The organism is Streptomyces sp. (genome assembly GCF_050698815.1).
Classification (GTDB): Bacteria; Actinomycetota; Actinomycetes; order Streptomycetales; family Streptomycetaceae; genus Streptomyces.
The window spans coordinates 1-21,227 of sequence record NZ_JBOHCV010000122.1 but is presented as its reverse complement, the minus strand read 5'-3'; the positions used below and the strand labels follow the sequence as shown (position 1 = coordinate 21,227).

Genomic DNA, 21,227 nt, shown 5'->3' with positions numbered 1-21,227 from the left:
GATCGCGTCGTTGATGCAGGAGCCGCCCCGGAGGTAGGCGGTGTGGCCGTCGCCCTCGTAGGTCAGCAGGCGGGCCGAGGAGAGCTGGCCCGCGAGGCCCTGGGCCCAGGCGTAGGGGGTGGCCGGGTCGCGGGTGGTGCCGACGACGAGGATCGGGTCGGCGCCCTTGGCCGCGATGTGGCGAGTCTGGCCGGTGGGCTTCTCCGGCCAGTAGCCGCAGTTCAGAGCGGCCCAGGCGAAGCCCCGGCCGAAGACGGGTGAGGTCTTCTCGAAGGAGGGCACGGCGTCGCGCACCTCGTCCGGGGAGGAGAAGGCGGCGGGGAGGTCGAGGCAGTTGACGGCCGGGTTGGCGTACATGATGTTGCCGTAGCGGCCGCTCGGGTCGCGCTCGTAGTAGTCGTCGGCGAGGCCCAGGAGTTGGGCGCCGTCGCCCTTCTTCGCCGTGGTCAGGGCGTCGCGCAGCTGGGGCCAGGTGCTCTCGTCGTACATGGCGCGGATGACACCGGTGGTGGCCAGCGACTCGGTGAGCTTGCGCGGGTCGCCGGTCCGCACGGGCTTGGCGTCGACCTTCTTGAAGAAAGCGCTGAGCCGGCGGCTCGCGTCCTTGGCGTTCTTGGTGCCGAGCGGGCAGTCGGACCGCTCGACGCAGTCCTCGGCGAACGCACGGAAGGCGGTCTCGAAGCCGCCGGTCTGGTCACGGTTGAGCCGCAGCATGGACAGCGAGGGGTCCATGGCGCCGTCCAGTACGAGCCGGCCGGAGCGCTGCGGGTAGAGCCCGGCGTAGACGGCGCCGAGGAAGCTGCCGTAGGAGGCACCGACGTAGTCCAGCTTCTTGTCACCGAGCACGGCACGCAGTACGTCCATGTCGCGGGCCGCCTCGATGGTGGAGACGTGGCCGAGGAGTTCGCCCGTACGCTTCTCGCAGCCCGCCGCGAACTTCTTGTAGGCGGTGACGAGTCGACCGGTCTCGCCGGCGTCGTCCGGGGTCTGGTCGGTCTGGGTGTAGGCGTCCATCTGCTTGTCGGTGAGGCACCGCACGGGCTCGCTGCTGGCGACGCCGCGCGGGTCGAGGCCGACGATGTCGTACCGGTCGCGTACCGGCTTCGGATAGCCCACGCCGGCCGCCTGCTGTACGTACTCGATCGCCGACCCGCCCGGGCCGCCCGGGTTGATCACCAGCGAGCCGAGGGGCTTGCCGCCGCCGCCCGCCTTCTTACGGGCGACGGCGAGGTCGAGGTCCTGGGCGGGGTCGGGCTTGCCGTAGTCCAGCGGCGCCTTCATCGAGGCGCACTGAAAGCCTCCGTCGCCGCAGTCGCGCCAGGTCAGCTTCTGCTCGTAGTACGGCTTCAGGTTGTCCGGTACGGCGGCGGGCAGCGGCTTGAGAGGCTCGGCGCCCGTCTTGCCGGCCGCGCGGTCGCTGCTCGCCGAGGAGGGGGCACTCTTGGGTCCGGAATCACCCGAATCGCCGGACGAGCAGCCGGACATCGCCAGCAGGGCGCCCGCCACGAACACGGCGGGTGCGGTGCGGTACAGACGCCTGGTGTCCATGGACCATCCCTTGGTTCGCCCTTGTTTCGCGTGGGTCGCGGCGGCCGGCGACAGCAGCTCGGACACCTGAGGGGGAGCGTATCCGGGTGAGCTGCCGCACGCGTGTCCGCCGGGTACTTGCGCCTCATTCGGGTGAGCGGCGACCGGCAGTCGGCCCACCGGGCCGGGCCACCGCAGCCCACCGGCCGGCCCGCCGGTCAGCCCGCCGCCGACCTGCCGTCAGCCCGCCCGCAGCGTCATCGTCATCGCCTCGACCGCCAGCAGCGGCGCCACGTTACGGTCGAGCGCGTCCCGGCACTCGAGCACCGCGTCGATCCGGCGCAGCGTCTGCTCCGGCCCGGATTCGGCGGCGAGCTGCCGCACGGCGTCCCCCGCCTCCTCGTTCGCCATCGCCACCGGCGAGCCCAACTGCCGTGCCAGCACGTCCCGGTAGAAGCCTGTGAGGTCGGTCAGCGCGAGGTCGAGCGAATCGCGCTGGGTGCGGGTGGCGCGCCGCTTCTGCTTCTCCTGCAGTTCCTTCATCGCGCCCGCCGTCCCCCGCGGCATCCTGCTGCCCTTGCCCTCGGCGGCGCCGAGGGCCGCCCGCAGCTCCTCGGTCTCCCGCTCGTCGCGCTCCTCGGCCACCTCTTTGGCGTCTGCCGCCGCCGCGTCGATCAGCTCTTGCGCCGCCTGCAGCGCGCCGCCGACGTCCGCCACCCGCCGCGGCAGCCGGAGCACCGCCGTCCTGCGCGCCCGCGCGCGCTCGTCGGTGGCCAGCCGCCGGGCGCGTCCGATGTGGCCCTGGGTGGCGCGGGCGGCGTAGGCCGCCCGCTCCGGTTCGATGCCGTCCCGCCGCATCAGCACATCCGCGACCGCGTCCACCGGCGGTGTGCGCAGGGCGAGATGGCGGCAGCGCGAGCGGATCGTGGGCAGCACGTCCTCGGTCGAGGGCGCGCAGAGCAGCCATACGGTACGGGGCGCCGGTTCCTCGACGGCCTTGAGCAGCACGTTGCCCGCGCCCTCGGTGAGACGGTCGGCGTCCTCCAGCACGATCACCTGCCAACGGCCGCCCGCCGGTGACAACTGGGCCCTGCGCACCTGCTCCCGGGTCTCCTTGACGCCGATGGTGAGCAGGTCGGTGCGGATCACCTCGACGTCGGCGTGGGTGCCCACCAGCGCCGTATGGCAGCCGTCGCAGAAGCCGCAGCCCGGCGCGCCGCCGAGGGCCCGGTCGGGGCTGACGCACTGGAGCGCGGCGGCGAAGGCGCGGGCGGCGGTGGAGCGGCCCGAACCGGGCGGTCCGGTGAAGAGCCAGGCGTGCGTCATGGCCGAGCCGGACAGCTCGGCGGAGCCCTTCCGCGCAGTCTCCGCCGTGACGAAGGCGTCGGCGTCACGGGCCGCCGCGCTCAACTGCGCCGTGACCCGCTCCTGCCCGACCACGTCGTCCCAGACCGCCATCGCCGCCGTCCCTCTCTCCGCCGTCCCGCGCTCCGTCTGTGCGGGCTACGCGGGCCCACCCGGCTCATGCACTTCCCGCCGCCGGTCCATTGTCGTCCACGGCACCGACAGCCGGGCCCGAACGGGACGCGGTCCCACGGGCGGGGCGGGACCGGCGGGCACCGTCCGGACAGGGCCTCGGGCCTACTTGCCGCCGCGGCGGCGCTTCCCGGTGCCGCCTTCCTCGTCGTTGGCCGCGCGCGGGCCCAGCAACTCGTCGGCGAGCGACGGCACATCGTCCAGCGGGGTCTCCTCGGCCCAGTCGGGACGCGGGCGCGGGGGGCGGCCGGTCTCCGGGTCGACCTGCGGGATCTCCCGCGTACGGTCCTGACCCTCGGCCGGTACGCGCGGCAGCATCGCCGTCTCGTCGTCCCCGTGCGCCGGCCGGGGCGGTGTCTGCCGGGGGCGGGGCTGGGTCTGGGTGCGCTCGGAGTCCGCGTCCGCGGCGCCGCCCTCCCCTTCCGGGTCCACCTGCGGAAGCTGCGCGGTGTGGCCGTCGTTCCCGTCCGGGTGCGAACCCGGACGCTTCTTTCCGGTCCCACCGGTCCCACCGGTCCCACCGGTCTCGCCGGACCCACCAGCGCCACCGGCCCCACCGGAGCCGCCCCGGGACTCCTCGGCCCGTAGCAGCGCCTCCTCCGCCTTGCGCTGCTTCTCCAGCCGCCGCTCCTCGGCCTGCGCCCGCAGCCTGGCCTCCTCCTCGGCGAGCCGCCGCTGCCGCGCGATCTCCTCGTCGCGGGTGCGCTGCTCGGCCTCCCGCCGCCGTCGCTCCTCCTCGGCGAGCCGCCGCGCTTCCTCGGCCCGCTGCCGGGCCTCCTCCGCCCGTCGGGCCTCCAGGCGCTGCCGTTCCAGCTCCGCCTCGCGCTGCTTGCGCTCCTGCTCCTCGGCCCGCAACCGGGCCATCTGCTCCTGCCGTTCGCGCTCCTGGCGTTCTTCCTCCGCCTTCCGCGCGGCCGTTTCCTCTTCTCGCCGCTGCCGCTCCGCGGCGGCCGCCTTACGGGCGTCCTCGCGGGACTGCACCTCGGCGCCGGACAGCGGCAGCACCTGGTCGAGGCGGTGACGCAGCACCGTCGTGATGGCTTCCCGCTCCTGCCCGGCGTCGACGACGAGGTAGCGCGCCGGGTCGGCGGCGGCCAGCGCGAGGAAGCCGGAACGCACCCGGTCGTGGAACTCGGCGGGCTCCGACTCCAGCCGGTCCGGCGCCTGGGTGAAGCGCTCGCGCGCGGTCTCGGGCGCGACGTCGAGCAGCACGGTCAGGTGCGGTACGAGTCCGTCCGTGGCCCACCGCGAGATGCGGGCGATCTCGACCGGGGACAGGTCGCGGCCCGCGCCCTGGTAGGCGACGGAGGAGTCGATGTATCGGTCGGAGATGACGATGGCGCCGCGCTCCAGCGCGGGCCGCACCACGCTGTCGACGTGCTCGGCACGGTCGGCCGCGTACAGCAGTGCCTCGGAACGGTGCGAGAGGCCCGCCGAGGAGACGTCGAGCAGGATCGAGCGGAGCCGCTTGCCGACCGGGGTCGAACCCGGCTCCTTGGTGACCACGACCTCGTGGCCCTTGGCGCGGATCCACTCGGCCAGGACGTCCACCTGCGTGGTCTTCCCGGCACCGTCGCCGCCCTCCATCGCGATGAAGAAGCCGTGCCCGGCCGGTGCGTCCTTGGCGTGCCCGCCGCCCAGCGCCTCGCGCAGGTCGCGGCGGAACGGCACACCCTGGCGGTCGTCCGTACGGCCGAGCACGAAGGCCGCGACGGGCAGCAGCAGCGCGCCGACGAGCATCGTGGTGAAGGCCGCGCCGCCGTGGTCGAAGACGAAGTCGCCGGCCTCGACGCGGTGCGGGCCGATGAACCCGGCCGCCACGGGCGCGGCGAGTGCGCCCAGGCCGATCGCGATCCGCACCACCGCCTGCAGATGCTCCGTCATCCGTGCACGGTGCGGCAGTCCCGCCGACGGCAGCGGACGGCTGTCTTCCGTCTCCTGGTCCAGCAGGACGTGCCCCGACTGGGCGGCGACGCCCGCCGACAGGCCCGCGAGCAGCAGCAGGGCCAGCCCGGTCGTGGTGTCGGTGACCAGTCCGGCGGCGAGCAGGGCGATGCCGGTGACGCCGATGGCCAGGGCGAGCAGCCGGCGCCGCGAGAGCGCCGGGAGCGTGCGGGGCGCCAGGCGGATGCCCGAGACCGTGCCGCCGGTGAGGACGAGGACGAGGAGTCCGAAGGTGATCGGGCCGCCGCCGAGGTCGGCGGCGTGCAGCGCCGCGAGGGCGACGGTGGCGGCGATGGCGCCGGCGGTCGCGGAGCAGGCCAGTACGAGCAGCGTGATCGCGCCCGTACGGCCCTTGTCCGGACCGGAACCGGAGCGGCTACGGGGCCGGCGCAGGCCCTCCAGCGGTGACCGGGGGCGCGGGGTGCCCGAGTCGGGCAGCTCCAGGAAATACACGATCGAGACCGCCGCGGCGAACAGTCCGGCCGCGACGTACGAGGCGAGCGCCGCCTGGTGGGTCTGGAACCAGTCGATGCCCATGCCCAGCAGACTGCTGACGAGGGTGCCCACGACCAGCCCGACGGCCGCGATGGGAAGCGCCACGAAGCTGGTACGGAGCCAGAGGCGGCGCAGCGCGTCGTGGTGGTCGGGCAGCGGCCGTACCGCCGCGCCCTCCGGCGGCGGCGCGGGCAGCAGCGCGGGGGCGGCGCTGTCCTTCGCGACGGTCCAGAAGCGCTCGGCGACACCGGTGACGAAGACCGTGATCAGGATCAGTGCGAAGGCGTCGCCCGGAGTCCAGTCGATCCACATCGGCGCGACGATCAGGGCGAGGGCGCGCAGCACGTCGGCGCCGACCATGGTCCAGCGCCGGTCGAGCACTCCCTTGCCGGGTGCCACCAGCGCCGACAGCGGGCCCAGCAGCAAGCCGCCGAAGAGGAGCGTGGACAGCAGCCGTGCTCCGAAGACGGCGGTCACCACCAGGGCCATGCCGCGGTAGCCGCCGCCGAAGACGACCTCGCCGCCGGCTGCCCGTACGGTCGCCGCCTGCAGGGCCAGCAGCAGGAGCACCAGCAGGGCCAGCGCGTCGCCGATGCCGGCGGTCAACTGGGCGCTCCACAGCCGCCGCAGCGGGCCGAAGCGCAGCAGGGCGCCGACGGCACGCTCGCGGGATTCCGTGGCGAGTGCGTCGTCGGGGGCGTCAGGGGTGGGGTGCACGCCTGATGGCTGATCTGCTCGCGTCATGGCGGTCAGGGTATAGGCAGCGGAGGACGCCGTGTGTCCCCACCCGAACAAACGGGCGGGGACCAGGGCCTACCGCTCCGCCGCCGCCTTCTTCGTGTCCGCCTTCTTCGTGGCGGACGCCGCGGTCGTCTTCTTCGCGGTCGTCTTCTTCGCGGTCGTCTTCTTGGCGGCCGGCTTCTTCGCCGTGGCCTTCTTCGCCGTCGCCTTCTTCGCCGTGGTCTTCTTCGCGGTGGACTTCTTCGCCGGCGCCTTCTTGGCGGACTTCTTGACCGGGCCCTTCGCTCGCTTGTCCGCGAGCAGTTCGAAGCCGCGCTCAGCGGTGATCCTCTCGGCGTCGTCGTCCCGGCGCAGCGTCGCGTTGGTCTCCCCGTCGGTGACGTACGGACCGAACCGGCCGTCCTTGACCACCACGGGAAGGTCGGTCTGCGGGTCCGTGCCCAGCTCCTTCAGCGGCGGCTTGGCGGCGGCCCGGCCGCGCTGCTTCGGCTTGGCGTAGATCTCCAGTGCCTGGTCGAGGTCGATCGTGAAGATCTGGTCCTCGGTCTCCAGCGAGCGGGAGTCCGTGCCGCGCTTCATGTACGGCCCGTACCGCCCGTTCTGCGCGGTGATCTCCTCACCCGTGGACGGGTCGGTGCCGACCACCCGGGGCAGCGACAGCAGCTTGAGCGCCTGCTCCAGCGTCATCGTCTCCAGCGACATCGACTTCAGCAGCGAGGCGGTACGCGGCTTGACGGCGTTCTTGCCGGTCTTCGGCGTGCCCTCGGGCAGCACCTCGGTGACATACGGCCCGTACCGCCCGTCCCTGGCCACGACCGGGTGGCCGGTGCCGGGGTCGGTGCCCAGTTCGAAGTCGCCGCTCGGCTTGTCCAGCAGCTCCTGCGCCAGGGCCACCGTCAGCTCGTCCGGCGGCAGGTCGTCGGGTACGTCGGCGCGCCGGCCGGGCTCGTCGGGCGACGGCGGCGGGCCTTCCACGTACGGCCCGTAGCGTCCGACCCGCAGCATGATCCCCTCCCCCACCGGGAAGGACGACACGCCCTTGGCGTCGATCGCGCCCAGGTCCGAGACCAGCTCCTTCAGCCCGCCCAAGTGGTCGCCGTCGCCGTTGCCGGAGTCGGCGGCCGAGGCCGCCGCACCCTCGGCACCCTCGGCACCCTCCGTGCCCTCGGAGCCGGGGCCGCTCTCGCCGAAGTAGAAGCGGCGCAGCCAGGGCACCGCAGCGGCGCTGCCGGCCGCGATCCGGTCGAGGTCGTCCTCCATCCGGGCGGTGAAGTCGTAGTCGACGAGGCGCCCGAAGTGCTTCTCCAGCAGCCCCACCACGGCGAAGCTGAGGAAGGAGGGCACCAGTGCCGTCCCCTTCTTGAACACATAGCGCCGGTCCAGGATGGTGCTGATGATCGAGGCGTAGGTGGAGGGCCGCCCGATCTCCCGCTCCTCCAGCTCCTTCACGAGGGTGGCCTCGGTGTAGCGGGCGGGGGGCTTGGTGGCGTGTCCGTCGGCGGTGAGCTCCGTCGCCGTCAGGGCGTCGCCCTCGGAGACCTGCGGCAGCCGCCGCTCACGGTCGTCCAGCTCGGCGTTGGGGTCGTCGGAGCCCTCGACGTAAGCCTTGAGGAAGCCGTGGAAGGTGATGATCTTGCCGGTCGCGCTGAACTCGGCGTCCCGGCCGTCGGCGGCGCGCCCGCCGACCCGCACCGTCACCGACTGGCCTGTCGCGTCCTTCATCTGCGAGGCGACGGTCCGCTTCCAGATCAGCTCGTAGAGCCGGAACTGGTCGCCGGTCAGACCGGTCTCGGCGGGGGTGCGGAAGCGGTCGCCGGAGGGGCGGATCGCCTCGTGCGCCTCCTGCGCGTTCTTGACCTTGGCGGCGTAGACGCGCGGCTTCTCCGGCAGGTGGTCGGCGCCGTACAGCTGCGTCACCTGGGCGCGGGCGGCGTTGATCGCGGTGTCGGAGAGCGTCGTGGAGTCCGTACGCATGTAGGTGATGAAGCCGTTCTCGTACAGCTTCTGAGCGACCTGCATCGTCGACTTCGCGCCGAAGCCGAGCTTGCGGCTGGCCTCCTGCTGGAGCGTCGTCGTACGGAAGGGGGCGTAAGGCGAGCGGCGGTACGGCTTGGATTCGACGGAGCGCACCGAGAACCGCGTGTCGGCCAGCGCCGCGGCCAGCGCGCGGGCGTTGTCCTCGTTCAGGTGCAGCACCTGGTCGGGGTTCTTCAGCTGCCCGTCCGAGCCGAAGTCGCGGCCCTGCGCGACGCGCCGCCCGTCGACGGAGTTGAGCCTGGCACCGAAGGTCCCCGGGTCCGAGGCGTCTCCCGTCCGGCCGGTCGCGAAGGTGGCCGTCAGATCCCAGTACTCGGCGGAACGGAACGCCATCCGCTCCCGCTCGCGCTCCACCACGAGCCGGGTCGCCACCGACTGGACGCGGCCGGCCGACAGCTTCGGCATGACCTTCTTCCACAGCACCGGCGAGACCTCGTACCCGTACAGCCGGTCGAGGATGCGGCGGGTCTCCTGGGCGTCGACCAGCCGCTGGTTCAGGTCGCGGGGGTTGCGCACCGCGTCCTGGATGGCGTCCTTGGTGATCTCGTGGAAGACCATCCGGCGGACCGGGACCTTGGGCTTGAGCACTTCCTGAAGATGCCAGGCGATGGCCTCGCCCTCGCGGTCCTCATCGGTGGCGAGCAGGAGTTCGTCGGACTCGGCAAGAAGCTGCTTCAACTTCCTGACCTGGTCCTTCTTGTCCGTGTTGACCACGTAGAGAGGCTCGAAGTCGTGGTTGACGTTGACGCCGAGCCGCGCCCAGGACTCGCCCTTGTACTTGGCCGGGACCTCGGCGGCGCCGTTGGGGAGGTCGCGGATGTGCCCCACGCTGGCCTCGACCACGTAGCCGGGGCCGAGATAGCCCTTGATCGTCTTGGCCTTGGCGGGCGACTCTACGATCACGAGTCGGCGCCCGCCGTTTGCGGGCTCGCGGGTCGGGGACAACTTCTCGCTCTTCTCTCCGGTCGGCTTTCGGCATCGCTGCCGCTGCGGAGTGTGACGGTACCTCCCGCCTCCGTGTCAAACGGGAAAACTCCGCAACGCAACTCGAACGGTAACCCGACACCCAGCGATCCTGCCGCCCGATACCGCCCGATCCTCACCCCGACGACAGCACCCAGCCGCCCGTCATGAGTGAAATCACGCCGAAAAAGACCGCCGTCGCCACCGCGGCGGCCTGGGACACACCCGCCGCCTCGGCGACCGGCCGGCGCGACCGCAGCCGCACGAACGTCCACAGCAGGAGTCCCGCCCCGAACAGCGCGAGGGACACCCCGGCGAAGACCGCCGGCCCACTCTCCATGCCGCCGTCCATGCCACTGCCGGTACCGGTACCGCTGTCCATACCGCTGTCCACGCCGCTCCCCATGCCGATTCGCATGGCGCGCACCCTGGCACCGCGAGGGGAAGCCCGTACGAACAGCAGGTGAACGCACACCCACGGTGTGCGGGCGGCTACTCCGCCGCCTCCACCGCCTCCACCGCCTCCACCGGCAGCAGAAAGCCCTGCCCCACCAGCAGCCGGATCGCCTCCGGCGTGCGGTCCCGCAGTATCACCGGGTCCTCGCCCACGAGTTGGGCGATGGCGTCCAGAATCCGCCACGCGGGCAGCGATCCGTCGCACACTCCGGCGAATCCCGCGCCGACCGTGTCCACCTTCGTGGCCCGCCGCATCCCGTGCCGCTGACGCAGCACCACATGCTCGGGGTCCTCCGCACCGGGCATCCCGACCTGCTCCTGCACCACACCGCCGACCAGCTGGAAGTGACAGTCCAGCAGTGCCGCGTCGTCGGTCGCGCGGAGAAAGTCCTGCCGCTCGAAATGCTCCCTGACCTCGTCACCGAGCGGCTGCTCGACGGAGTGCGGCCATTCCTCCGCGAGCACGCTGGGCTGCGCCGCACCGCTCTTGCGCAGGGTGATCCACCCGAAACCGACCGCCGTGGTGCCCCGCCGCTCGAACTCGTCCATCCACGCGCCGTACCGCGCCGCGTAATCGGCCTGTTCCCTACGGTGGTCGCCCGCGTCCCGCAGCCACAGCTCCGCGTACTGAGCGATGTCCTGCACCTCGCGCTGCACGATCCACGCGTCACAGCCGTCGGGCACCCACGAACGCACCCGCTCGCGCCACTCCTCACCCTCCCGGTGCTCCCAGTTGGCGAGCAGCTGGCACCAGCCGCCGTCCGCCAGCCGGCCCGGGGACTGCTCGACGAGGGTCCGGCACAGGTCGTCGCCGGTCATGCCGCCGTCCCGGTACGTCAGCCGGGCACCCGGCGAGATCACGAAGGGCGGGTTGGAGACGATCAGGCCGTACGGCTCGTCGCCGGTGACCGGATCCAGGAGCGACCCCTCCCGCAAGTCCACTTCGGGCGCGCCGGAGAGGGTGAGGGTGAGCTTGGCGCAGGTGAGGGCACGGGGGTTGAGATCGGTGGCCGTGACGTGGGTGGCGTGCTGGGCGGCGTGCAGGGCCTGCAGACCGGAGCCGGTGCCGATGTCGAGGGCCCGGGCGACCGGCGTACGCACCGTGATGCCGGCCAGCGTCGTCGACGCACCGCCGACCCCGAGCACGACGTCCTTGCCGGGACCGTCGTCGGCCGCGCCGTCCTCGCCGCCGTCCTCGCCGCTGCCGTCCACGCCGCCGCCGTAGGCGCCGCTCGCGCCGCCCACGGCACAGCCGAGGTCGGCCACGACCCACCAGTCCTGCCCCTCGGGCCCGCCGTAGGGCCGTACGTCCACCGTCGCCCGTACGTGGTCCCCAGGGGTGCCCGGCTCCGTGGCCGGCACCAGCCAGCCGTCCGCCAGCGCGTCGTCCAGGGGCAGTGCGGCGCGCGCCCGGTCCCGGAGGACGGGCCGCTGGAGCAGGAACAGCCGGATCAGCGTCTCCAGCGGCTCCGCCCCGCGAGTGGCCCGCAGGGCGGGCACGGTCTCGCTGCGCGCGAGGGCGGCGTAGGCGGGTCCGCCGAGCAGGTCCAGCAGTCCGTCCGCGGTGAAGTCCGCGGCGCGGAGCGCCTCCCGCAGTCGGCTGGTGCGCTCGGGGTCCGCTTCGGGGAGGCGTCGGCTCGTACTCACGTCCCCCATTGTGTCGTGACGGCGGGCACGTGCACCGTCCCGGGGGCGCACGGCGCCCCCGGGGACTCCTCAGGGCCTGTCAGGGCCTGGTCCGGGCCTAGACGCTGGGCGTATTGCCGGGGCGCTTGCACCCCTTCTGGTTGGCCATCGCCTTGCCCACGTCGCCGGACTGCAGCTTGCTCAGCGCCTTGTCACCGCTCTTGCCGAGCGTGTCCAGCTTGGTGGCGACGCCCTGCAGGCCCTCGGCGAACTTCGCCTGGTCCTTGGTGTTCAGGCCGTCGACCGTGGTGCGCAGCTCGCCGTACTTCTTGGAGATGCCCCGGAGCTCCTTCACCGCGTCCGAATGCAGCTTCTCGCCGTTGTCGACGGGCGGCGGACCCGCCTTGTCGACAGCGTCCGCAAGGGAGTTGTAGGCGCCGGAGATCTTCTGGAAAGCGGCCGCGTCGGTCTTCTTGACCTCTTCCGAGGAGTTCTTCTCCTTGGACGCCTGATCGATGGAGGCGTTCGCCTCCTGGATCTTCTTGACCTGAGGCTGCACGTCGTCGCAGACCTGCTTGGCCCAGTCGTCCGTCTTCTTGGCGCTGTCGTCGCTGCAACCGGTCAGCGCGAGTGCGAGTGCCGCACCGCCGGACACTGCAGCCGCAAGCTTCTTATTCACCGGATCGGTCCCTTCCGTGGCTGTTCGGCCCGGAACATACACGCCCGGATGCCGTCGTCGGCGAGCCGGGCGAGAGCTCTGCCCGTTATTGTAGCCATTTGCACCACACGCCTGGCAGTGTGCCGTCCCCCACACCGGCAGCAGTCGGGCGGGCGAGGCGTCAACACACCTCACCCGCCCGACTGTTGATTACGCGGGACCTGCTGGAGGGTCAGGAACCCTCAGCAACCCTCGGGAAGCCCTCGGGAAACCGTCAGGAAGCCGCGACCGGGTCGCCCGGCTTCGCTGCCCGCTCGACGCCGTCCTCCTCGCTCCCACTCCCGCTTCCGCTGCCGCCCGCCGTCTCGCTCTCGCCGTCACCCTCGTCGCTCATGGCGATGCCACGCCGCTTCGAGACGTAGACCGCGCCGACGATGATCGCCGCGGAGATGAGGGCGACCAGCACCCGTACCGCCACGTTGGCGTCATCGCCGTAGGAGAACTGGACCACGGCGGGCGCGATGAGCAGCGCCACCAGGTTCATCACCTTCAGCAACGGGTTGATCGCCGGGCCCGCGGTGTCCTTGAACGGGTCGCCGACCGTGTCGCCGATGATGGTCGCCTCGTGCGCCTCGCTGCCCTTGCCGCCGTGGTGACCGTCCTCGACGAGCTTCTTGGCGTTGTCCCAGGCGCCGCCGGAGTTGGCGAGGAAGACCGCCATCAGCGTGCCCGCGCCGATCGCGCCGGCGAGGAACGCGGCGAGCGCCCCGGCCCCGAAGGTGAAGCCCACCAGGATCGGGGACAGCACCGCCAGCAGACCCGGTGTCGTCAGCTCGCGCAGCGCGTCCTTGGTGCAGATGTCGACGACGCGCCCGTACTCCGGCTGCTCGGTGTAATCCATGATCCCGGGCTTCTCACGGAACTGCCGCCGGACCTCGTAGACCACCGAACCCGCCGACCGGGAGACCGCGCTGACCGCCAGCCCCGAGAAGAGGAAGACGACCGCCGCACCCAGCATCAGCCCGACCAGCGTGCTCGGCTGCGCGATGTCGAGGAGCTGCAGCATCTTGTTGCCACCCTCCCCGGCCTCGCCGAGCGCCTTGACCAGCTCCGTGCGGTAGGAACCGAAGAGCGCCGCCGCGGCCAGTACGGCCGTGGCGATGGCGATGCCCTTGGTGATGGCCTTGGTGGTGTTGCCCACCGCGTCCAGGTCGGTGAGGACCTGGGCGCCGGCACCCTCGACGTCGCCGGACATCTCGGCGATGCCCTGCGCGTTGTCGGAGACCGGACCGAAGGTGTCCATGGCGACGATGACGCCGACCGTGGTCAGCAGACCGGTGCCGGCCAGCGCGACCGCGAACAGCGCCAGCATCACGGTGCCACCGCCGAGCAGGAAGGCGCCGTAGACGCTCAGCCCGATCAGCAGCGCCGTGTAGACCGCGGACTCCAGGCCGATGGCGATCCCGGAGAGGATCACTGTGGCCGGGCCGGTCAGCGAGGTCCGGCCGATGTCCCGTACAGGCTTACGGGTGGTCTCGGTGAAGTAGCCCGTCAGCTGCTGGATCACCGCGGCCAGCACGATGCCGATGGCGACCGCGACGATCGCCAGCACCCGCGGGTCACCGCTGTGGTTCAGGATCTCCTGCGCATCGCCTCCCGAGACGCCCTTGAGGTCGGCGTAGCTGGAGGGGAGGTAGGTGAAGGACGCGATGGCGACCAGCACCAGAGAGATCACCGCGGAGATGAAGAATCCGCGGTTGATGGCGGTCATGCCGCTGCGGTCCTTGGTGCGCGGTGCCACCGCGAAGACGCCGATCATCGCCGTGATCACGCCGATGGCCGGAACCAGCAGCGGGAAGGCGAGACCGTCGTTGCCGAAGACGGCGGTGCCCAGGATGAGCGCGGCGACGAGAGTGACGGCGTACGACTCGAAGAGGTCGGCGGCCATGCCCGCGCAGTCGCCGACGTTGTCGCCGACGTTGTCCGCGATGGTCGCCGCGTTGCGCGGGTCGTCCTCGGGAATGCCCTTTTCGACCTTGCCGACGAGGTCGGCGCCGACGTCGGCGGCCATGGTGAAGATGCCACCGCCGACACGCATGAACATCGCGATCAGCGCGGCACCGAGACCGAAACCCTCCAGCACCTTGGGCGCGTCCGCCGTGTAGACGAGCACGACGACGGCGGCCCCCAGCAGGCCGAGGCCCACCGTGAACATGCCGACGACGCCGCCCGTACGGAAGGCGATCTTCATGGCCTTGTGCGAAACGCTGGTCAGGTCGACCTCGGGCGCTCCCTTGGCGGGAGTCGCCTCACGTGCCGCGGCTGCCACCCGTACGTTGCTCCGCACCGCGAGCCACATGCCGATGTAGCCGGTGGCGGCGGAGAAAGCCGCGCCGACCAGGAAGAACAGCGAACGCCCTACCCGCTGGTTCATGTCTTCGGCCGGCAACAGGAACAGCAGGAAGAACACCACGACGGCGAAAATGCCCAGGGTGCGCAGCTGCCGCGCGAGGTAGGCGTTGGCGCCTTCCTGCACAGCGGCCGCGATCTTCTTCATGCTGTCCGTGCCCTCGCCTGCGGCGAGCACTTGACGGACGAGCACCACGGCGACACCGAGAGCTGCGAGAGCGACTACCGCGATCACCATGACGAGACCGCGGTTGCCGCTGGTCAGCACGGCGTCAGCGAGGTGCAGGTGGTTCTGAGTTGGGCTGAGATGCCCCGCCATTCGTCCTCCTTGACGCTTGGCGCAGGGGCGCGCGGTTCGGCGTACGGCTCCTGCTTGCAAAGATGTGGACGGATTGTAGGGATCAGCTCAAGATCAAAACAGTGCCCAGCAGCGGCCGACCGCCCACAACAGCGGAGATCAAATGGAGTTCGTGTGCGGAATTCGCCGGTACGAGTGAGCGTGACAAAAATGCTGACGCTGTAAAAATGATCGCTCCACGGACAGTGCAAGCCTCGTTTTTCCTGAGGAACCAGCCGAAAAAACCGCCCTCGAGGGACCGATTCCGGCCGGGGGACAGCGGAGGGTCCGGCGGGACGGATGAGTCGAATTCGGCTGCTGAGCGCAGGGATCACGACCTCGACAAGATCTCATAAACCTTTGGTGGCCCCCCGGCGCCACAACCGCTCGGACAGGCCACGGAGCACGAGTCCGGGCAGCAGGTAGCCCTGCGTGTGAGCCCCGCGCCGAGGCTCTGGCGCGGGGCTCACACGCAGGGTTCAAGTGCCGGACTCAGGGCAGCACAGGCTCCGGAGCCACGGGCCAGCTCATCCGGATCAGCTCACCGTTCTCATCGGTGGTGACCTCGACATCGTCGACGAGCCCGCTGATCACCGCGAGCCCCATCTCGCCGTCGGACTCGTCATCCTCGGCGGCGGAGCCGGCGATGGTCCGCCCGGCCCCTGTACGCGCGCCGGGCACCCCTCCGGAGTCCTCCTCGGCGGGCGCGGCAGCCGGCACCGGCGGGGCCGCGTCGCCGACCTCGATCGAGAACTTCTTCTCGTCCTCGATCAACGCCACGCGCACCGGGGTGTCCACGCCTTTGCTCATGTGCAGCCCGACGGCGCGCGAACACGCTTCGCCCACCGCCAGCCGCACCTCGTCGAGGACGGCCTCGTCCACCCCGGCCCGCCGCGCCACGGCAGCGGCCACCAGCCTTGCCGTACGCACGTGCTCCGGCAGGGCGCTGAAGCGGAGTTCCACGATGGCCATGCCATCCCCCTCGAAACTTGCCTTGATCACATTCTCGGGTACCGGGCTCCGCGAGCCCGGTACCTCCACATCGTCCGGTATCCGGTCCGCTCGCGCGGCGGACGTCAGTCGGTCGCCGCGACGGCCTCGTCCACGGAACCGTGGATCGGGAACACCTTGGTCAGACCGGTAATCCGGAAGATCTTGAGAATGCGCTCCTGGTTGCACACCAGACGCAGCGAGCCCTCGTGGGCACGCACACGCTTGAGCCCGCCGACGAGCACACCGAGTCCGGTGGAGTCCAGGAAGTCCACGCCTTCCATGTCCACGACGAGGTGGTAGCTGCCGTCGTTCACCAGCTCGACCAGCTGCTCACGCAGCTTGGGCGCGGTGTATACATCAATCTCGCCACCGACCTCGACGATCGTGCGATCGCCTACAGTCCGGGTCGACAGGGACAGGTCCACGGATCCTCCAGCACCTTGCTATCGAGTCGTCCGCCCACAGTGATCTCCCGGCCGAGGACAGGCCGGAACAGCAGGCGGATCGGCAGCCGCAGAGGCATTCAATCACTTACCGGCCTGCAGGCACGACGCCTTACGGTCATTGTGCGTCGCGCCGGTGACACCCTCGGTGCCGCCGGCCGACCACCCGCGAGTGGTCGCCACGAGCGTACGCTCACCACCTGTGCCCTCCCGCAAGGTCTCCGACAGCGATCCCCGCACGGTGCTCGCGCAGCTCACCGCCGGGGCGGGCAGGGCTGCGCGTATCACCCATACGGAGCACTTGCCCCCTCGGATCGGTCGCCATGCGGACTGGCCCGAGCAGATCCGGTCCGAAGTCGTCGCCGCGGTACGGGAGTCGGGTATCGAGCGGCTCTGGGCACACCAGGCTCGCGCCGCCGAGCACGCCCTGCGCGGGGAGTCGGTGGTCATCGCCACCGGCACCGCCTCGGGCAAGTCCCTCTCCTATCTCATACCGACACTGAGTACCCTCCTCGACGGACCGGACGCCCCGGCCGGGAGTGGGCGGCTCAGCGGCGCGCCGGGGGTGACACAGGCCCGGGGCGGCCGTGGGGCCACCGCGCTGTACCTGGCGCCGACCAAGGCGCTCGCCGCCGACCAGCGCCGCGCCGTCACCGAACTGGCCGCCCCGCTCGGCACCTCGGTACGCCCCGCCGTCTTCGACGGCGACACTCCCGTCGAAGAACGCGAGTGGGTACGCCTCTTCGCCAACTACGTGCTCACCAACCCGGACATGCTGCACCGCGGCATTCTTCCGGCACACGCCCGCTGGGCCTCCTTCCTGCGTGCCCTGCGCTATGTCGTCATCGACGAGTGCCACACCTACCGGGGTGTGTTCGGTTCTCACGTCGCCCAGATCGTCCGCCGGCTGCGCCGGGTGTGTGCCCGCTACGGCTCCGATCCCGTCTTCCTCCTCGCCTCGGCCACCGCCGCCGACCCCGGTGAGGCGGCCACCCGGCTCACCGGGCTTCCGGTCTCCGAAGTCACCGAAGACAGCTCGCCGCGCGGCGAGTTGGTCTTCGCCCTCTGGGAGCCGCCGCTGACCGAGCTGGCGGGTGAACGCGGTGCCCCCGTACGGCGTACCGCCACCGCCGAGGCCGCGGAACTCCTCACCGACCTGGCCGTACAGGGCGTCCGTACGGTCGCCTTCGTGCGCTCCCGGCGCGGCGCCGAGCTCATCTCGCTCATCGCCCAGGACCGGCTCGCCGCCGTCGACCGCGGCCTGAGCTCCCGGGTCGCCGCCTACCGCGGCGGCTATCTGCCCGAGGAGCGCCGCGCCCTCGAACGGCGACTGCACACCGGCGACCTGCTCGGGCTCGCCGCCACCAACGCCCTGGAACTGGGGGTCGACGTCTCAGGTCTCGACGCCGTGCTCATCACGGGCTATCCCGGCACCCGTGCCTCCGTATGGCAGCAGGCCGGCCGCGCCGGCCGTACGGGTGAGGGCGCGCTCGCCGTCCTGGTCGCCCGCGACGACCCCCTCGACACCTACCTCGTGCACCACCCCGACTCGCTCTTCCGCACCCCGGTCGAGTCGACGGTCCTCGACCCGGACAACCCCTATGTCCTCGCCCCTCACCTGTGCGCCGCCGCAGCCGAACTCCCTCTCACCGAGGCCGACTCCTCCCTCTTCGGCGCCGGCTTCCCGGACCTGCTCAGCCAGCTCGAAGAACGCGGGCTGCTGCGCCGCCGGGGCGCCTCCTGGTACTGGACCCGCAAAGAGCGCGCCACCGACCTGGCCGACATCCGCGGCTCGGGCGGCACGCCCGTCCAGGTGGTCGAGGCCGGAACCGGCCGTCTGCTGGGCACGGTCGACGCCGCCTCGGCCCACTCGACCGTGCACGACGGCGCCGTGCACCTGCACCAGGGCCGTACCTATGTGGTCCAGCGCCTGGATCTGGAGGACTCCGCCGCCCTCGTGGAGGAGGCCGACCCGCCCTGGACCACGATGGCCAGGGACACCACGGCCGTATCCGTACTCGAGACCGAGGCACAGGTCCCATGGGGCGAGGCACGGCTGTGCTACGGCACGGTGGAGGTGACCAACCAGGTCGTCTCCTATCTCCGACGGCGTCTGATAACGGGTGAGGTGCTGGGCGAGACGAAGCTCGACCTTCCCCCTCGTACGCTCCGCACCCGTGCCGTCTGGTGGACGGTGACGGAGGATCAGCTCGACGCCGCGAGGGTCGGCCCCGAGATCCTTCCCGGCGCCCTGCACGCCGCCGAACACGCGGCCATCGGGCTGCTGCCGCTCTTCGCCACCTGCGACCGCTGGGACATCGGCGGCGTCTCCATCGCGCTGCACCCCGACACGCTGCTGCCCTCCGTCTTCGTCTACGACGGACAGCCCGGCGGCGCGGGCTTCGCCGAACGCGCCTTCCACACGGCCCGCGACTGGCTCACCGCCACCCGCGACGCCATCGCGGCATGCGAATGCGAGGCCGGGTGCCCCTCGTGCATCCAGTCGCCCAAGTGCGGCAACGGCAACGACCCCCTGCACAAGCGCGGAGCCGTACGCCTCCTCACCCAGCTCCTCGCTTCGGCCGGGTAGGGCCTCCCCGATCCCGAGATCCCCGGATGCCCGGTCGCCCGCGACCGAGGGCGGGCCCGCGCGGGCGCGGACCTCGGGTGCGTAGGGTCCCAGCCGGACCTGCGCCGTGACGTCGGCAACCTCACCGTTCACGGCGCACCGGACCAGCCGGGCGTCCTGGGCCACCGCCACTTGGCGGGCAGCGGCGCAGGCGCGGCCCCGTCCTTCGAGGGCACGGTCAGCGGCGGCCAGCGCCGCGAGGTCGGCGGCACCTCCCGCGCGATGCCGGGCGGAGACGGCCTGCCCCAGACCCAGCACCACCGCCACGACTCCGCACAGCACCACCCCGCTCAGGGCCGCCCACACAGTCGCCGAACCGCGGTCACCGCTCCACACCGGCAGTCACCCCCACACCCTCCTCGGCCATGGCCACCGCCTCGGCGCTCAGACCGACTGTCAACGGCCCCGGCCCGGCGGTGCGCGCCCGTACCCGGACGCGCACCAACTGCCCCTCCCGTACCGTCTCCACCGCCGACCCGCGCGGTGCCGCGGACCGGGCGGCGGACCGCACCGCCTCCTTCTGCTCACCACGGGCCGCCGCCCGCGCGCCCGCCCGCGCACCGTCCACGCACTGGATGTGCCCGGCCGCCGCCATGACGCCCCACAGCAGCATGCCGACCAGCAGCACCAGCACAGGCACCACCACCGCGGTCTCCGCCGTCACATACCCTTCGTCGTGACCGTCAGAATTGGGCACCGAGCGCCCTCTCGATCAGCTGCTGCATCTCGGCGCTGACGGCTCCGCTGGTGACGACCTTGTACAGGACCGCCGCGAAGCCGCAGGCCGCGATCGTGCCCACCGCGTACTCCGCCGTGCTCATCCCGGCGTCTCCCGCCGCCCGCCCCCTGATGAGACGCACCCGGCAGCGGCAGCCCCGCATCCACCGGCCGGCCTTCACGCGCGCCCCACGACCGAACTTTCCGGACATGTCATCCCCCTTGCTCCCGTAGTCACTTGCTCATTCGCTCTCTTGGCCGGTCATGCAGCCGTGATCCGCCGCCCCTCGGCCGACGCGCACTCACAGCAGCGACCGGGCCAGCCCCAGCACCACGGGGGCCACTCCGACCGCCAGGAAGGCGGGCAGAAAGCACAGCCCCAGCGGCCCGGTGACCAGGACCGCCGCACGGCGGGCACGGGCGGTGGCCGCGCGGGTCTGCCGGGCACGGAGTTCGGCGGCGAGCCGGATGACCGGTTCCACCGCCGGGACGCCTGCCGTCCCGGCCCGCTCCATGCAGCGCGCGAACCCCGCACCGCCCGGGAACGCCCCGAACCGCCCCCACACCAGGTCCGGTTCACCGCCGAGCCGCAACTCGGTGGCGACCCGCAGCAGCCGCGTACCCAACGGTCCGTCCAGCGAGCGGCCGACCGCGTCGGAGGCCTGCTCCGGGCCGGAACCCGCGGCCAGGCATGCCGCCATCAGCTCGGCGGCCAGGGGCAGTTGTCCCGCCACGGCGCGAGCCTGCGCCGTCTCCGCCGTCGTCGCCCGGCCCGCAGTCCACCGCCACGCGCCGTACGCGGCCGCAGCCGCGCCCAGCCACCCGACGACCCCGCCGAACACGGTCACGGAGAACGCCGCGGCGCCCACCGCCGCCGCCCCTTCCCGCAGCCGCCGACGCGCGCCCCACCGCGCCCATCCGGCCGTGCGGAGACCGAACAGCTCCGGCACGTCCCGACGCGCGCTCCGCCTCACCGGTCTCCCCAGCAACGCCCGCAGCCTCCGCCGTATGCTCCGCTCCCGCCGCCAGTCCAGCGTCGAGGCGGCCACGCAACCGGCCCCCGCCAGCAGCGACGTCCACCACATCGCGCTCATGCCCTCTCCCCGCCCGCGGCCGCCCCGGTCTCCCCGGCTTTTCCGGTCCCCTCGGCGGTCCGCACCAGACGGGCGACCCAGGCAAGGCCGGCCCACTCCAGCAGTCCTCCGACGACCAGGCAGACCAGCCCGGCCGGGCTGTGCAGGAGCACCCGCAACGGACCCGCTCCCATCGCACCGCCGAGCAACAGCCCGAAGCCCGGGAGCAGCGCGAGCACCACAGCGGTCGACCGGGGGCCCGCCAACTGCGCTCGCAGTTCCTCGCGTTGGTCCCGCTCCGCGCGCAGCGCGCCCGCGACCCGGTCCAGGCCTTCGGCGAGACCCGCGCCGCCCTCCACCGCCACCTGCCAACAGGCCGCCACCCCGCGCAGCCCTTCCGCGCCGGCCGACCGCGCCGCCTCCCGCAGCGCACCTGGTACATCACCCCCGAAGCGCGCCGCCGCCAGCACCGCCGCCCCTGCCTCCCCCAGTTCCCCTGCGGCAAGGCCTCCGGCCGACAGCAGGGCGCGGTCGGGCTGCCGGCCCGCCCGCAGCTCACCGGAGACGGCCCCGCACAGCTCCACGACCGCGGACTCTCGGCGCTCCCGCGCCCTCCGGTGCTCCCGCTGCCGCAGCCAACGCC

The 21,227-nt window shown here is 72.1% G+C and carries 15 protein-coding genes and 1 pseudogene; 1 reads left to right on the top strand and 15 read right to left on the bottom strand.

Annotation, left to right across the window (positions count from 1 at the left end; genetic code table 11):
• The 10 genes from ACRDP3_RS04915 to bldG form a co-directional block, all read right to left on the bottom strand.
• Positions 1-1,548: alpha/beta hydrolase (locus ACRDP3_RS04915; RefSeq protein ID WP_431515567.1), on the bottom strand; the 1,548-nt coding region annotated here is incomplete at its 3' end.
• 219 nt (positions 1,549-1,767) lie between these two features.
• Positions 1,768-2,985, bottom strand: coding sequence for a DNA polymerase III subunit delta' (locus ACRDP3_RS04910; RefSeq protein ID WP_431515566.1), 1,218 nt, complete (start codon positions 2,983-2,985; stop codon positions 1,768-1,770).
• Between the two features lie 183 nt (positions 2,986-3,168).
• Positions 3,169-6,246 (bottom strand): dTMP kinase, encoded by a 3,078-nt coding sequence (gene tmk / locus ACRDP3_RS04905; protein WP_431515565.1) that lies wholly within the window; start codon positions 6,244-6,246, stop codon positions 3,169-3,171.
• A 69-nt stretch (positions 6,247-6,315) separates the two neighbouring features.
• Positions 6,316-9,225 (bottom strand): type I DNA topoisomerase, encoded by a 2,910-nt coding sequence (gene topA / locus ACRDP3_RS04900; RefSeq protein ID WP_431515564.1) that lies wholly within the window; start codon positions 9,223-9,225, stop codon positions 6,316-6,318.
• A gap of 154 nt (positions 9,226-9,379) precedes the next feature.
• On the bottom strand, positions 9,380-9,661 hold the full coding sequence (locus ACRDP3_RS04895; RefSeq protein ID WP_431515563.1) for a hypothetical protein: 282 nt from the start codon (positions 9,659-9,661) through the stop codon (positions 9,380-9,382).
• A 74-nt stretch (positions 9,662-9,735) separates the two neighbouring features.
• Positions 9,736-11,355: a DUF7059 domain-containing protein gene (locus ACRDP3_RS04890; protein ID WP_431515562.1), complete on the bottom strand. Its 1,620-nt coding sequence runs from the start codon at positions 11,353-11,355 to the stop codon at positions 9,736-9,738.
• An 88-nt stretch (positions 11,356-11,443) separates the two neighbouring features.
• Positions 11,444-12,004: a small secreted protein gene (locus ACRDP3_RS04885; RefSeq protein WP_431515561.1), complete on the bottom strand. Its 561-nt coding sequence runs from the start codon at positions 12,002-12,004 to the stop codon at positions 11,444-11,446.
• Between the two features lie 253 nt (positions 12,005-12,257).
• Positions 12,258-14,711 (bottom strand): sodium-translocating pyrophosphatase, encoded by a 2,454-nt coding sequence (locus ACRDP3_RS04880; protein ID WP_431515560.1) that lies wholly within the window; start codon positions 14,709-14,711, stop codon positions 12,258-12,260.
• A 510-nt stretch (positions 14,712-15,221) separates the two neighbouring features.
• Complete coding sequence (locus ACRDP3_RS04875) at positions 15,222-15,701, bottom strand: ATP-binding protein (protein ID WP_431515559.1); 480 nt, start codon at positions 15,699-15,701, stop codon at positions 15,222-15,224.
• Between the two features lie 104 nt (positions 15,702-15,805).
• Positions 15,806-16,147, bottom strand: coding sequence for an anti-sigma factor antagonist BldG (gene bldG / locus ACRDP3_RS04870; RefSeq protein WP_019547857.1), 342 nt, complete (start codon positions 16,145-16,147; stop codon positions 15,806-15,808).
• A 220-nt stretch (positions 16,148-16,367) separates the two neighbouring features.
• Between bldG and ACRDP3_RS04865 the strand changes: the two genes are divergently transcribed.
• Positions 16,368-18,755 (top strand): DEAD/DEAH box helicase, encoded by a 2,388-nt coding sequence (locus tag ACRDP3_RS04865; RefSeq protein WP_431515558.1) that lies wholly within the window; start codon positions 16,368-16,370, stop codon positions 18,753-18,755.
• Positions 18,756-18,818: 63 nt separating this feature from the next.
• Here the strand turns inward: ACRDP3_RS04865 and ACRDP3_RS04860 are convergent.
• The 5 genes and pseudogenes from ACRDP3_RS04860 to ACRDP3_RS04840 all read right to left on the bottom strand — a co-directional run.
• Positions 18,819-19,130 (bottom strand): annotated as a pseudogene (locus tag ACRDP3_RS04860) (Rv3654c family TadE-like protein); the annotation flags it as partial.
• On the bottom strand, positions 19,117-19,491 hold the full coding sequence (locus ACRDP3_RS04855; RefSeq protein ID WP_431515557.1) for a TadE family type IV pilus minor pilin: 375 nt from the start codon (positions 19,489-19,491) through the stop codon (positions 19,117-19,119). The pseudogene ACRDP3_RS04860 and the gene ACRDP3_RS04855, both read right to left, overlap by 14 nt.
• Complete coding sequence (locus ACRDP3_RS04850; RefSeq protein ID WP_431515568.1) at positions 19,478-19,675, bottom strand: DUF4244 domain-containing protein; 198 nt, start codon at positions 19,673-19,675, stop codon at positions 19,478-19,480. The genes ACRDP3_RS04855 and ACRDP3_RS04850 overlap by 14 nt, the downstream gene beginning before the upstream one ends.
• A 138-nt stretch (positions 19,676-19,813) precedes the next feature.
• On the bottom strand, positions 19,814-20,605 hold the full coding sequence (locus ACRDP3_RS04845; RefSeq protein WP_431515556.1) for a type II secretion system F family protein: 792 nt from the start codon (positions 20,603-20,605) through the stop codon (positions 19,814-19,816).
• A partial coding sequence (locus ACRDP3_RS04840; RefSeq protein ID WP_431515555.1) for a type II secretion system F family protein occupies positions 20,602-21,227 on the bottom strand: 626 nt, incomplete at its 5' end. The genes ACRDP3_RS04845 and ACRDP3_RS04840, both read right to left, overlap by 4 nt.